Origin of the sequence: Komagataeibacter diospyri, from assembly GCF_006538165.1 — a bacterium.
Classification (GTDB): Bacteria; Pseudomonadota; Alphaproteobacteria; order Acetobacterales; family Acetobacteraceae; genus Komagataeibacter; species Komagataeibacter diospyri.
In genome coordinates this window covers 1-13,270 of sequence record NZ_BDLU01000011.1, presented here as the reverse complement: position 1 = coordinate 13,270, position 13,270 = coordinate 1, and the positions used below count along the sequence as shown (strand labels likewise).

Sequence of the window (13,270 nt, the reverse complement as noted above, 5' to 3'; positions counted from 1 at the left end):
CTGACCAGAACCGTCTTATGATTTTCTGATGGTCCTCAGTCCAGGCGAACGGAAGGACGCACGAATACATCCAGCCAGTCCACAAGGCACGAAATCGTGCCGCGCACCGGCCCGTACAGTTCAAACTGATGCTGGCGATACAGCATAAGATGCACCATCCGCGCCGATAGCCCGTGCAGCCAGCCACCACCGAACACCGTGCCACCGGGGAATGTGCCCCAGCCATTGTAATCACCCAGCGCCACCACGGCCCCCTTGTTATGAAAGGTGAAGGCAGGCAGCGGCTGGCCACTCATCATCCACGCAGGCAATGCCTTGGCCAGATGATGTGCCTGCTGGCGGGCGGCCTGCGCAGTGGGGGCGACGGGTTTTTCAGCGATGAAAGCACAGTCCCCCATGGCGAAAATGTTGTCATCTTCCATGACCTGCAGCGTCGGCCTGACCTCCAGCTGGCCGGAACGGGACAGCTTCAGTCCACCGAACTGCTTCGTCACATCCGGTGCCTTCACGCCTGCGGCCCACACCCGCAGCGTTGCGGGAACGCGGCTACCATCCTTGAGGATAAAGCCGTTTTCATCCGCACCACTGACCATGGCCCCCGCGCGCACCTCGACGCCAATGGCTTCCAGCTGCTTGACCGCAGCATCCGAGACGGATTCAGGGAAAGCCGGCAGGATACGCGGCCCGGCCTCCAGCAGGGTAATGCGTAGCTTGGGCGGCTTTTCACCAAAGCTGTAAAGCGAGGCAAGATCCAGCGCCTTGTGCAGTTCGGCCGCCAACTGCGTGCCGGTGGCGCCGCCGCCGACAATGGCGATATCCAGTTCCTGATGATTGGCGAAAGCCCGCAGCAGTTCCATGCGGAAACGGTCATTGAAGCCGTTCGCATCCACCAGATTGTCGATAAACATGCAGTGTTCGGCAACACCCGGCGTGCCAAAGTCATTCGCCCGGCTGCCGATCGACAGGACCACCGCGTCATAATCCAGCGTACGGGCATCCACCACCAGTTCGCCCGTCTGCGGGTCCTTGATGGGGGCCAGTGAGATGGTCCTGGCCTTGCGGTCAAGGGCCGTGATCTCACCGGGCCAGAATTCGAAATGGTGTCGGCTGGCCTGCGACATGAAGCTTATGCGGTCATTTTCATTCGCGGCCGTGCCGGCAGCAAAGCAGTGCAGCATCGGTTTCCACACATGGGCGAAGCTCTTGTCCACCAGTGTGATCTCGGCCCGTCCCGATCGTCCGACCGAATTGCCCAGTCGTGTCGCCAGCGCAAGCCCGGCCACACCACCGCCTACAATAACGATCCGAAACTTCTGTGCCATCTCGATAATGCTCCAAACCCGCTCGCACGGCGCTCCGGCCTCCACATGGAAAACCCTGATACGCCACATCCATACAAACCATGTTGGCGGGATTATAGGCAACCCACCCGACACCCGAAACATGCGCAGGGGCGAATTCGGGCACGAAAGCATGACAACCTGTTCCCCACACCGCCCATTTCCCGCTGCGGAGCGCGAAAAACCAGGATATCGACACAACCGATCAAAAGAACCCGATCTGTTGCAACCGGACGCATATTTCCTGTCTTCACCCCGGCACGGCAGACCCGAGCGGCAGGAATACCGGGCAACATCTATCCAATCCCGACGTTAGCCCGCATAACGGCAGGTGAAACAGCTATGCCAACATACTGAAATGAATGACAAGATAACAGGAGTAACCATGACCGCCACCCCAAACGGACGCATTCAGGACAAGGTCGCCCTTATTACCGGTGCGGCAAGCGGGATTGGTCGGGCGACTGCCGAACGCTTTGCGGCCGAGGGCGCGCGGCTGGCGCTGACCGATCTCAATACCGACGCGCTGGACGAACTGGTCAGCCAGTTTGAAAAAAGCGGTGTTCCCGTGATATCGGTCCCCGCCGATGTCACAAGCGAGGCGGATATCCAGCGTGTCGTCCATGAAACCATGAAGCATTTCGGCCGGATCGATATCCTTGTGGCCAATGCGGGCGTGATCCCGGAAGCCGACCTTGCCACCGCCACGGCAGACCTGTGGGACCACACCATGGCGGTGGACGCACGCGGCATGTTCCTGAGCTGCAAATACGCCGCGGCCGAAATGGTGCATGCCGGACAGGGGGCAATTGTCTGCCTGTCCTCCATTTCCGCCTTTGCGGGACAGAAAGGACAGGCGGTCTATGGACCGGCGAAGTTCGTGGCGTCAGGCATCACCAAGCACCTCGCCATCGATCTGGCGGACAAGGGCGTGCGCGTCAATGCCGTGGCACCTGGCACGATCGACACCCCGGCAGTTGCCAGAATGGATGCGGACGCCATCCGCAAGGTCGTCGAGATGCACCCGATGGGCCGCATGGGAAAGCCTGCGGAAATCGCCAGCGCCATCCTGTTCCTTGCCTCCGATGATGCATCCTTCATCACCGGCGCGGTGCTGCCGGTGGATGGCGGGTATCTGGCACAGTAACGCCACAGGCATGGCCGGCGCGGCACGTCTGGCCATGCCCATCAGGCGATATGCAGGCCCACGTCATGTTCACGCAGCAGCGCACAGATCCGGTCGGATGGCTGGCGGTCGGTAAAGAACCCATGGACATGCGACAGGTGCCCCAGCCGCCCCATGGGCCTGCGGCCAAACTTGGTCTGGTCCGCCAGCAGGTAAACACGCCGGGCATTGCGCATCATGGCCTGCGCCACGCTGATCTCATCAGCATCGAAATCCAGCAGCGTGCCATCCTCCTCGATCCCGCTTATGCCGATCACGGCGAAGTCGGTACGGTACTGTTCGATAAAGGTACTGGCGGTGGAACCGGTAATCCCACCGTCATAAAATCGCACCAGCCCGCCGGTCACGATCACCTGGAAATCCGTCTGCGCAGACAACGGGGTCGCGACATGCAGGTTATTGGTGATGACACGCAGCGCCTTGTGCCGCCGCAATGCCTTGGCAAAGGCTTCCGTCGTGGTGCCAATGCTGACAAACAGGGATGAATTGTCGGGTATCTGCCGGGCGGCAAGGTGGCCGATGGCCTCCTTGGCGCGGCGGTTGAGAACCTGACGTTCGGAATAGGCGATATTCTCGACCGACGAGGCCAGTCCCGCCCCACCATGGTGCCGCGCCACCAGCCCGCGCCGGGCCAGCAGGTTGACATCACGGCGGATGGTCTGGACCGCAACATTCAGCCTCTGGGCCAGTTCCTCGTTCGAGACGTAACCCTGGGTGCGCACCAGTGTAATGATTTCATGGTGGCGTTCTTCAGCTGACACGTTGCCTGTTACTCCACTGCGTCATCCAAAACCTAGATCGCACGCGCGACAGTACGGCCGGTGGCCCCCAGATCGGCAAAGGACTGTTCCAGCCTGGCCACGATCCCCTGTTCACCAACCCGCAGCCACTTGCGCGGGTCATACAGCTTCTTGGTCGGCTTGCCCGTGCCGGGTGCGATCTGGTGGCTGAAGGCCTCGGCATGTTCATTTACGTAGCGGCCGATGCTGCTGGCGAATGCAAACTGGATATCGGTGTCGATATTCATCTTGAATACACCATAGGACACGGCTTCGGTAATCTTGGCCTGCTCGGACCCTGAACCGCCATGAAACACCAGCGCCAGCGGCTTTTCACCCCGGCCAGTGACCTTTGCCACCGCCGCCTGCGAATTACGCAGGATTTCCGGCCGCAGCTTGACATTGCCCGGCGCGTAGACGCCATGCACATTACCGAACGACGCAGCAATGGTCACGAATCCAAGCGGGGATAGGGCTTCATACGCCTTCAGCACATCTTCGGGCTGGGTATACAGGTGGGCATTGTCGGCGCCATCGTCGATATCGTGACCCACGCCATCTTCTTCACCGCCTGTCACGCCCAGTTCGATTTCAAGGCCAATGCCCAGCGGAGCCATGCGCCGCAGGAAGGCTGCGCATTCGGTGATGTTGTCTTCCAGCGGTTCCGCCGAAAGGTCGATCATGTGCGAAGAGAACAGCGGACGACCGGTTTCCTTCACCGCTTCCTCGCTCGCGTCGATCAGGCCGGAAATCCACGGCAGCAGCTTGCGGTCGGCATGATCGGTATGCAGGATCACGCACACGCCATAGGCCGCAGCCACCGTATGCACGTGGCGGGCCGCAGCCACCGCACCCAGTATGCGGGCCTGATCCGCGTCCTTCATGCCTTCACCCGCATAAAAGCGCGCGCCACCGTTTGACAGCTGGATGATGACATCCGCGCGATTGCGGGCGGCAGCTTCCAGCACGGCGTTGATGCTGTCCGTGCCCACCACGTTCACGGCTGGCAGGGCATAGCCTTCGTCCCGGCAGGTTTCCACCAGGCGGCGGTAATCAGCACCTGTCACCACACCGGGTTTCAGACCCAGACGGTGGGAAACCGCATTCGCTGTATCGGTCATGTCGTTCCTCTATTGCCTGTTATTGTTGTTATGCAACGGATGAAATGTTCACCAGGTCTTGGTCTGGTAGTCGTGATGGCCTTCCACGAAACGAATGGTGCCAGACTTGGAACGCATAACCAGCGAATGCGTGACCGTGCGGATGCCGCTGCGGCGGATACCGCGCAGCAGCGCCCCCCCCGTCACACCAGTAGCCGAAAACAGCACATCGCCCCGCGCCATGTCTTCCAGAGCCAGCTTGCGCGACGGGTCCGCACCGGGGTTCATCTTGCGCGCGCGCTCGATCTGCCCGTCATCCTCAAACAGCAGGCGCCCCTGCATCTGCCCATTCACACAGCGCACGGCGGCGGCGGCCAGCACGCCTTCGGGCGCGCCACCCGACCCCACGTAGATATCGATTTCGCTGTCATCCAGGCATGCGGCAATGGCAGCCGCCACGTCACCGTCGCTAAGCAGCGTCACACGGGCGCCAGCAGCGCGGGTGCGCGAAATCAGTTCCTCATGACGCTCACGGTCAAGCGTACACAGCATGAGTTCGGACACATCGCACTTCTTGGCTGCGGCCAGTGCCTTCAGGTTGGCTTCGATGCTGTTGTCCAGATCCACCACGCCTTCGGGCAGATTGGGACCGACCACGATCTTGTCCATGTAAATGTCAGGCGCATGCAGAAAGTTGCCGCTTTCCGCCAGGGCCACAACCGTCAGGGCGTTGGGCAGATTCTTGGCACACAGGTTGGTGCCTTCCAGCGGGTCCACGGCAATATCCATGCCGGGGCCGCCCGCGCCCACGTTTTCCCCGATGAACAGCATCGGGGCTTCATCCATCTCGCCTTCGCCAATCACCACGGTGCCGTTGATGGCAACCGTGTCGAACGCGCGACGCATGGCCTCCACCGCCGCGCCGTCAGCTTCATTCTTCAGGCCACGGCCTGTCCATGCCGACGCGGCCACGGCGGCCGCTTCCGTCACGCGGACAAGTTCAAGGGCAAGGTTGCGATCCGTAACCTGATAGGGATTATGCCGGGTGGAGGTCATGAAACACTCTTTTCCTGTCTTCTTGCTATAATTCGTAGGTTACGCAGCAATGGTGGAACTGAGCGTACGGCGCACCGCCATATGCCATCCTGCCACCATACTGTCGCGCTGTACCTTATCCATTGTGGGACGGAACAGCTGCCCGCGGCTCCAGGTACCTTCAACTTCCGCAATGCTGTTCCATACCCCCGTCGCCAGTCCGGCCAGGAAGGCGGCGCCAAGGGCCGTCGTCTCGACCTGCTTGGGCCGTTCCACCGGCGTGCGCAGCATATCGGCAAGAAACTGGCAGAACCAGTCATTGACCGACATCCCGCCATCAACACGCAGTGCGCTCAGTTCCTCGCCACCGTCCTCATGCATGGCATCCATAAGGTCAAGCGTCTGATATGCTACCGATTCCAGCGCCGCGCGGGCGATATGGGCCGCCGTCGCATCCAGCGTCAGCCCGCAGATCAGGCCACGGGCGTCCGGGTCCCAGTGCGGCGCGCCAAGACCGACAAAACCCGGCACCATGTACACGCCATGGCTGTGCGGCACGCGGGTCGCCATGTCATCGGTCTGGGAAGCGTGAGTAATCAGGTTCAGCCCGTCACGCAGCCAGCGGACGGCCGCACCCGCTACGAAAATAGAGCCTTCCAGCGCGTATGTCGTCTCGGAACCGATGCGGTAGGCAATGGTGGTCAACATGCGGTTTTCGGACTGGACGGGCGTGGTCCCGGTGTTGAGCAGCGCGAAGCAGCCCGTGCCATAGGTCGCCTTGGCCGTACCGGGTTTAAAACAGACCTGGCCTACCATGGCGGCGTTCTGGTCACCCGCCATGCCCGCGACCTTCAGCGGTTCGCCAAACAGGTCGGCTTCCGTCTCACCAAAGATTTCGCTGTTGGTCCGCACTTCGGGCAGGATGGCGCGCGGCACGTTGAACAGCGCCAGCAGGTCATCATCCCATGCGCAGCTATGGATATTGAACAGCAGCGTACGTGATGCATTGGTCGTGTCGGTGGCATGCACGCGCCCACCGGTCAGCCGCCACAGCAGGAAGCTGTCGATCGTGCCGCAGGCCAGCCTGCCCTGCTCGGCCTGCACGCGTGCCCCTGCGACGTTATCAAGGATCCACGCAATTTTCGTGGCCGAGAAATAAGGGTCCAGCAGCAGGCCGGTGCGTTCGCGTACCAGCGCCTCATGCCCCTGTTCATGCATACGCGCGCAGACGGGCGTCGTACGCCGGTCCTGCCAGACGATGGCGCGGTGAATGGGCTTTCCCGTTGCCCGGTCCCATACGACAATGGTTTCACGCTGGTTGGTAATGCCGATGCCCGCGATCGTGCCCGGGCCACCGGCCTTTTCAATGGCTTCACGCGCAGTGGACAGGACGTTGGACCAGATTTCCTCCGGGTCGTGCTCGACCCAGCCCGGATTGGGGTAATGCTGGGCAAATTCGGTACGGGCGACCGAAAGGGCGTTGATGTCACGATCGAAGACGATGCTGCGGGTCGAGGTCGTTCCCTGATCGATAGCGAGAATTCTGTTCTTCTTGTTCATTATCTTCTCCTGCCCTGACGGGCGGATGCGGTTCCGGCCGTGGGCGATGTTACGCCCACGGCCTGTTTGTCACGAAACTGATTTTGCGGCGACCGGCTGGCGACCACGCAGGTAGCTGTCAAGGCGGCCTGCGTCCTCATCGGTCACATGCAGGCCCATGCGGGAACGACGCCACAGGATGTCCTCGGTCGTCTGCGCCCATTCATGTGCAATCAGGTATTCTACCTCACGCGCGGTCAGGCCACCGCCAAACTGCTCGCCCATGTCAGCCATGCTGCGCGCATCACCCACGATTTCAACCGCACGTGAACCATAGTTGCGCACCAGACGCCAGCATAGCTGTGCATCAAGGAACGGGGCCTTTGCCGCAAGGCGACTGACCGCGCCGTCAAACCCGCCATCGCCCAGGTCACCGCCGGGCAGCACCTGATCCGCGGTCCAGCCCGGCGCGGACAGAACAGGCAGGAAGGGCTGCAGCTTTTCAAGCGCGTGTTCGGCCAGCTTGCGGTAAGTGGTGATCTTGCCGCCGAAGATGGACAGCATTGGCGCCTGATTGCCCTGCGTATCCACATCCAGCACGTAATCACGCGTCACGGCGGAGGCGTTCTTGGCAGCGTCATCATACAGCGGGCGCACGCCGGCGTAGCTCCACACCACGTCATCAGGCGTTACCGGCCTGGTGAAATAGCGGCTGACGCTTTCGCACAGGTAGCTGATTTCCTCGGGCGAGATCTCGACCCGGCCGGGGGCCTGCGTCCACGGTACGTCGGTAGTGCCGATCAGGGTGAATTTCTGTTCGTAGGGGATCGCGAAAACGATACGCTTGTCCGGGTTCTGCAGGATATAGGCCTGCGGCCCGTCAAACAGGCGCGGCACCACGATATGGCTGCCCTTGACCAGACGCACGTTCTTGTCGGAATCGACCTGCGCGCGCTTGCGCAGCACTTCGCTCACCCACGGGCCACCGGCATTGACCAGCACTTTTGCCCGCACGGTCGTCTGGCTGCCATCGCGCGTATTCTCGATCACCGCTTCCCACAGGCCATTCACACGGCGTGCCTGCACCAGGCGGGTGCGGGTGCGGATATCGGCGCCATGGGCCCTGGCGTCCATGGCGTTGAGTACAACGAGGCGGCTGTCCTGCACCCACCCGTCGGAATAGGCGAAGCCACGCGCCAGCGTGCCGTTGAGCGGCTTGCCCGCCGAATTCGTGCGGAAATCAAGCGACTTGCACTTGGGCAGCGTCATGTTGGGCGCAAGGTGGTCATACAGGAACAGGCCAAGGCGCAGCATCCACGCAGGCCGTGCCTGCGGGGTATAGGGCAGCACGAAACGCATCGGCCAGATGATGTGGGGTGCTATGTGCAACAGGCGCTCACGTTCGATCAGCGCCTCGCGCACCAGCCGGAATTCATAATATTCAAGGTAGCGCAGACCACCATGGATCAGCTTGGTGCTGGCCGATGAAGTATGGTTGGCCAGGTCGTCCTGCTCGACCAGCAGGACGGACGCGCCCCGCCCCGCAGCATCGCGCGCGATGCCCGTGCCATTGATCCCACCGCCGACGACCAGCAGGTCGAGCGGACCGCCCTGTGCCGCGGGGGTGCGGAATGTTTCGTCCTTGGACGCCATGGTAGATGTTCCTCCTGATATCAATGTTCGTAAACGAACATCATGAGCGTTTCAATAGGGAAATCGCACATCTGCCATGGCATTCCATGAAATATTTTATGCATAAATATTGCCGGTTTTAGACATAAATTCGCCACCTGTTAGTATTTACCTGTGCCAGACGGTTTTTGTGCATGTGCGAAAACGCGCGGCATGACCTGTCACTCCGCCCCGCCGCTGTCTGACACACGCCAGCACGGTATGCCCCCAAATCCGCCAGGCTGGAGAGGTTTCATGAAATATGATGAAATAATCGGGAAAAAGAGAAACTTTCCCCCCGGCAATCACGTGTCCCTCTTCCCGACCCGCGTATGTTCGTTTAAGAACATGTCAGGGCAGGAAACCCGCCACAAGGCGGACAGCCCATTCCCATCGAATGATAATAAAAGAATAAAGTGGGTTAAAATGCTAAAGAACCGACAGTTTCTGGGCGAACTGATATCAGAATGCATTGCGGTCATGATCATTGTCCTGATCGGCGATTCCGTGGCTGCCATGTACACGCTGTATGATCCCAGTCCGTACAAGCTCTCCTACTGGGGGGTGTCCATTGTATGGGGGCTGGGTGTGACCATCGCAATTTACGTGACCGGTAGTGTATCGGGCCCCCACGCCACCCCCGCCGTATCGGTGGCGCTGGCGCTTTACCGTGGTTTTTCGTGGCGCAAGGTGCCGGCATACTGTGCGGCACAGATATTGGGGGGCGTACTGGGGGCCGCCCTTGTCTATACGCTGTACCAGCCGGTGATAGACCATTACAACCAGTTGCATGGCATAAGCCGCGCCGATGGCGGGGCAGCGGGGGTCTTCTTTACCCATCCGGGCGAATTCATCACGCCGCTCCATGCCTTCATGGATGAAACCATCCTGACGGCGCTGCTGGTCGGCGGTATCTTCGCGATTACCTGCGAATACAATACCGTCGCCCCGCAGGCCAATTCCAGCGCGCTGATCATCGGCCTGCTGGTGGCCAGCATCGGCGCGTGTTCGGGCTATCTGGAGGCATGGGCCATCAATCCCGCCCGTGACTTCGGGCCGCGCCTGTTCTGTTTCCTGGCCGGATGGGGCGGTTCAGCCCTGCCTTCGGCAGACAATTTCTGGTGGGTGCCGATTGCCGGCCCGCTGCTGGGCGGCGTGGTCGGCGCGGGCTGCTACCAGTTCCTGATCCGTCCGTTCATTCCACGTCACGCCAGTGCGGTCATTCCCCCAGCCCCGTAAAGCTTCCCTTCAGTCACCGGGTTATCCCGTCGGTATCACGTCCCATCTTGGGTCCGACCCACACCTGCCCTGCCGTGCATGTCCGGGCCGGACCGCGCATCCCGGATACCCGACGTGATAAAGCCTTAGATAACGCTGCCTTTAAAAAAGGCAGCACCCGGAAACTCTTATTTTTATCAATATCTAGCGCTGCACGACGGTGCGGATGGCGAAGTTGCTCTGTATCCGGGCGACGCCGGGCATGCGCGACAGCTCTTCCTTGTGGATGCGTTCATAATCGGCGGCATCACGTGCCTCGACGCGGACCAGATAATCGGCATCCCCCGTCATCAGGTAACATTCGCGCACATCAGCGCATTCGCGCACGCGGGCTTCGAACCGGCGCAGACATTCCTCCGTCTGGCGTTCCAGCGTGATCTGTACGATCACGGTGGTCATGCCGTGAACCGAACGCTCATCCACCAGGGCGCGATAGCCCCGGATCACCCCGTCTTTTTCCAGCATCCGCACCCGCCGCAGACATGCGGAAGGGGACAGGCCAACCTTCTGTGCCAGTTCGGCATTGCTCATCCGTCCGTCATGACGAAGGTTGCGCAATATGGCGTCTGTCAGACGATCGAATGCCATGATGAATTTTCCGCTTATTTTAGTATATAATTGCGTACAGCCAATCCTTAATCGCATAAAATTGCATCAAACGACAGGACATTTTGTTTCTATCAGCGTACGATCACCCTGTCCCGCCAGCCCGATGGAGTACACGTTCCAATGCCTGACCTGCCTTCCTTCCCGCACGCTACCGGCTGGGCCGCGCCGGGTGCGGGTGCGATGCTGGAAATCGATCTGGGCGCGATCGCGGCGAATTACCGCCTGCTCAATGCCCGCACGGGCAGCAGCATCTGTGCTGCCGTGGTCAAGGCTGATGCCTATGGACTGGGTGCCCACCGGGTTGCCCCCGTGCTGGAACAGGCCGGGGCGAATACCTTTTTCGTCGCTCATCTGGAGGAAGGCGTCCGCCTGCGGCCGCATGTCGCCCCAACCACACGCATCTTTGTCCTGCATGGCCCGATGCCAGGGACCGAAGCCGAATTTACGCGCCATAACCTGCTGCCGGTGCTGAACAGCATGGAACAGGTGGCCGGTTGGCGCGCACATGCGGGCCAGATGGACAAGTTCCTGCCCGCTGCCCTGCAGGTTGATACCGGCATGTCCCGCTTTGGGCTGTCTGATGCGAATGTCACCACGCTGGCAGCCAACCCGGACCTGCTGGACGGTATCGAGATCCGGCTGGTGATGAGCCACCTCGCCTGCGCCGATACCCCGGCCAACCCCGCCAACGTCATGCAGCGCGACCGCCTGCGCGCCATGGCCGCCCGCCTGCCCGCGGCGCCGCTGGCTCTTTCGGCCTCATCGGGGATCTTCCTCGGGCCTGATTACCATTTCGACCTTGTCCGCCCCGGTGCGGCCCTTTACGGCCTGGCCCCCAATGAAGACGCGCCCAACCCCCTGCATCCCACCGTGCGGCTGGGCGCGCGTATCGTCCAGCGCCGCACCATCAGCGCGGGCGACGGCGTAGGCTATGGCCTGACATGGCGTGCCACGGGGCCTGCCCGCATCGCGACATTGGGTATCGGTTATGCCGACGGGTTCCTGCGCCATGGCGCGAATGGCGGGGGATGTGCGTGGCTGGGGGACTACCGGCTGCCGATCCTTGGCCGCATTTCCATGGATTCCACCACCATCGACGTAAGCGACGTGCCCGAAAGCGTGCTGGCACAGGCCACGCATGTGGACATGATCGGCCCGCGCCGCAGCGTGGATGATGTCGCCCGATCCGCTGGCACCATCGGCTATGAAGTGCTGACGGCGCTGGGTTCCCGTTTCCATCGCGCGTACCTGACACAGGCGGCGTGATGCGTTTCCACCCGCCAGAAAAGGCATCTGTGTAATGAAAATCATCGTTCTGGGTAGCGGTGTCGTCGGTGTGACATCGGCATGGTACCTTGCGCAGGCAGGGCATGAGGTCACTGTGGTGGACCGCCAGCCCGAAGCAGGCCTTGAAACCAGCTTTGCCAATGCGGGTCAGGTCTCGCCAGGCTATTCATCCCCCTGGGCTGGCCCGGGCGTACCGCTGAAGTCGGTCAAGTGGCTGCTGATGAAGTACCGCCCCTTCGTGTTCTGGCCCATGCCTGACCCGCATCTGTGGAAATGGCTGGTGCAGATGCTGGAAAACTGCACCACCGCCGCCTATGACCGCAACAAGGGCCGCATGGTGCGCATTGCGGAATACAGCCGTGATGTGATGCGCGACCTGCGCACCAGCACCGGCATCACCTATGATGACCGCCAGCAGGGCACGCTGCAGGTTTTCCGCACGCAAAAGCAGCTGGATGCCATCGCGGGTGATATCCGCGTGCTGGAGCAGTACAATGTTCCATATGAAGTCCTGACACGTGAAGGCTGCGTGAAGGCCGAGCCGGGACTGGCATCATCGGCGGACAAGATCGTGGGTGGCCTGCGCCTGCCGGGGGACGAGACGGGGGACGCGTTCATGTTCACCCAGCGCCTTGCGGCCATGGCGGCAAAAGCAGGCGTCACCTTCCATTACGACACCCGCATCCGCACCATGACGAATGATGGTGGCCATATTACCGGAATCGAGACCAGCAGGGGCCGGATGGTGGCGGATTCCTATGTCCTGTCACTGGGCAGCTATTCGCCCGCCATGGTACGCCGTCTTGGGCTGGACCTGCCGATCTATCCGGTCAAGGGATACTCGCTGACCGCTGACATCGTGAATGAAAAGCAGGCCCCGGTCTCCACCATCATGGATGAGACATTCAAGATCGGGATCACCCGCCTTGGCGAACGCATCCGCGTAGGTGGCACGGCGGAACTGGCAGGATTCAGCACAAAGCTGCGCGCGCCCCGGCGTGAAACGCTGGAACATTCGGTGACCGACCTGTTCCCCGGCGGCGGCAATATCGCAGGTGCCAGATTCTGGACCGGCCTGCGCCCGATGACGCCCGATGGCACGCCCATCATCGGTCGCACGAAGTATGATAACCTGTTCCTCAACACCGGGCATGGCACGCTGGGCTGGACCATGGCCTGCGGTTCGGGCCGGGTGCTGGCGGACATCATGTCGAACCGGATGCCCGACATCCCGTACGAGGATCTGGGCATCGTGCGCTACGGACAGTAAAGCGACTGTCTGCAAATAAAAGTTTCCGGGCACCGTCTTTTTTCGGGGCCTGTTGGGAATTATCTTGAATTGATGATTGCGCCAACGAGATAGATCATGGCTTCGAATGATCTGTCTGTTTTTTCGCTGCGCATGGCGATGCGCTTGAACTCCTTGAGCTTGCAGAAGAAGTTCTC

The 13,270-nt window shown here is 61.1% G+C and carries 11 protein-coding genes and 1 pseudogene; 4 read left to right on the top strand and 8 right to left on the bottom strand.

Translation table 11 applies throughout. The features are described from left to right. Positions 1–35 precede the first annotated feature (35 nt). On the bottom strand, positions 36–1,322 hold the full coding sequence (locus tag MSKU9_RS01370) for an NAD(P)/FAD-dependent oxidoreductase (RefSeq protein ID WP_141259567.1): 1,287 nt from the start codon (positions 1,320–1,322) through the stop codon (positions 36–38). Positions 1,323–1,725: 403 nt separating this feature from the next. Between MSKU9_RS01370 and MSKU9_RS01365 the strand changes: the two genes are divergently transcribed. Continuing rightward, positions 1,726–2,487, top strand: a complete 762-nt coding sequence (locus MSKU9_RS01365) for an SDR family NAD(P)-dependent oxidoreductase (protein ID WP_141259566.1) — start codon at positions 1,726–1,728, stop codon at positions 2,485–2,487. 41 nt (positions 2,488–2,528) lie between these two features. Here the strand turns inward: MSKU9_RS01365 and MSKU9_RS01360 are convergent, their stop codons facing one another. The 5 genes from MSKU9_RS01360 to glpD all read right to left on the bottom strand — a co-directional run bounded on the left by MSKU9_RS01360 (position 2,529) and on the right by glpD (position 8,632). Beyond that, the gene (locus MSKU9_RS01360) at positions 2,529–3,287 is read right to left on the bottom strand and encodes a DeoR/GlpR family DNA-binding transcription regulator (RefSeq protein WP_141259565.1); all 759 of its coding nucleotides are present in this window, start codon (positions 3,285–3,287) and stop codon (positions 2,529–2,531) included. 32 nt (positions 3,288–3,319) lie between these two features. Then, a complete protein-coding gene (gene fbaA / locus MSKU9_RS01355) occupies positions 3,320–4,426 on the bottom strand; it encodes a class II fructose-bisphosphate aldolase (protein ID WP_141259564.1) in 1,107 nt (368 codons plus the stop codon). Positions 4,427–4,474: 48 nt separating this feature from the next. Beyond that, positions 4,475–5,461 (bottom strand): class II fructose-bisphosphatase, encoded by a 987-nt coding sequence (glpX, locus tag MSKU9_RS01350; protein WP_141259563.1) that lies wholly within the window; start codon positions 5,459–5,461, stop codon positions 4,475–4,477. Positions 5,462–5,500: 39 nt separating this feature from the next. Next, positions 5,501–7,000 (bottom strand): glycerol kinase GlpK, encoded by a 1,500-nt coding sequence (gene glpK / locus MSKU9_RS01345; protein WP_141259562.1) that lies wholly within the window; start codon positions 6,998–7,000, stop codon positions 5,501–5,503. 69 nt (positions 7,001–7,069) lie between these two features. After that, positions 7,070–8,632 (bottom strand): glycerol-3-phosphate dehydrogenase, encoded by a 1,563-nt coding sequence (gene glpD / locus MSKU9_RS01340; RefSeq protein ID WP_141259561.1) that lies wholly within the window; start codon positions 8,630–8,632, stop codon positions 7,070–7,072. Positions 8,633–9,076: 444 nt separating this feature from the next. On the opposite strand from glpD, the gene MSKU9_RS01335 reads away from it, so the two are divergent. Beyond that, the gene (locus MSKU9_RS01335; RefSeq protein WP_141259560.1) at positions 9,077–9,889 is read left to right on the top strand and encodes an MIP/aquaporin family protein; all 813 of its coding nucleotides are present in this window, start codon (positions 9,077–9,079) and stop codon (positions 9,887–9,889) included. A 183-nt stretch (positions 9,890–10,072) separates the two neighbouring features. On the opposite strand, the gene MSKU9_RS01330 is transcribed toward MSKU9_RS01335, so the two are convergent. After that, positions 10,073–10,516, bottom strand: coding sequence for an Lrp/AsnC family transcriptional regulator (locus MSKU9_RS01330; RefSeq protein ID WP_019086029.1), 444 nt, complete (start codon positions 10,514–10,516; stop codon positions 10,073–10,075). 141 nt (positions 10,517–10,657) lie between these two features. Here MSKU9_RS01330 and alr point away from each other — a divergent pair, with 141 nt between their 5' ends. Both alr and MSKU9_RS01320 read left to right on the top strand, forming a co-directional pair. After that, a complete protein-coding gene (alr, locus tag MSKU9_RS01325) occupies positions 10,658–11,803 on the top strand; it encodes an alanine racemase (protein ID WP_141259559.1) in 1,146 nt (381 codons plus the stop codon). 34 nt (positions 11,804–11,837) lie between these two features. Further along, the gene (locus MSKU9_RS01320; RefSeq protein WP_141259558.1) at positions 11,838–13,094 is read left to right on the top strand and encodes a D-amino acid dehydrogenase; all 1,257 of its coding nucleotides are present in this window, start codon (positions 11,838–11,840) and stop codon (positions 13,092–13,094) included. A gap of 59 nt (positions 13,095–13,153) precedes the next feature. Here MSKU9_RS01320 and MSKU9_RS18010 read toward each other — a convergent pair. Then, positions 13,154–13,270 (bottom strand): annotated as a pseudogene (locus MSKU9_RS18010) (IS5/IS1182 family transposase); the annotation flags it as partial.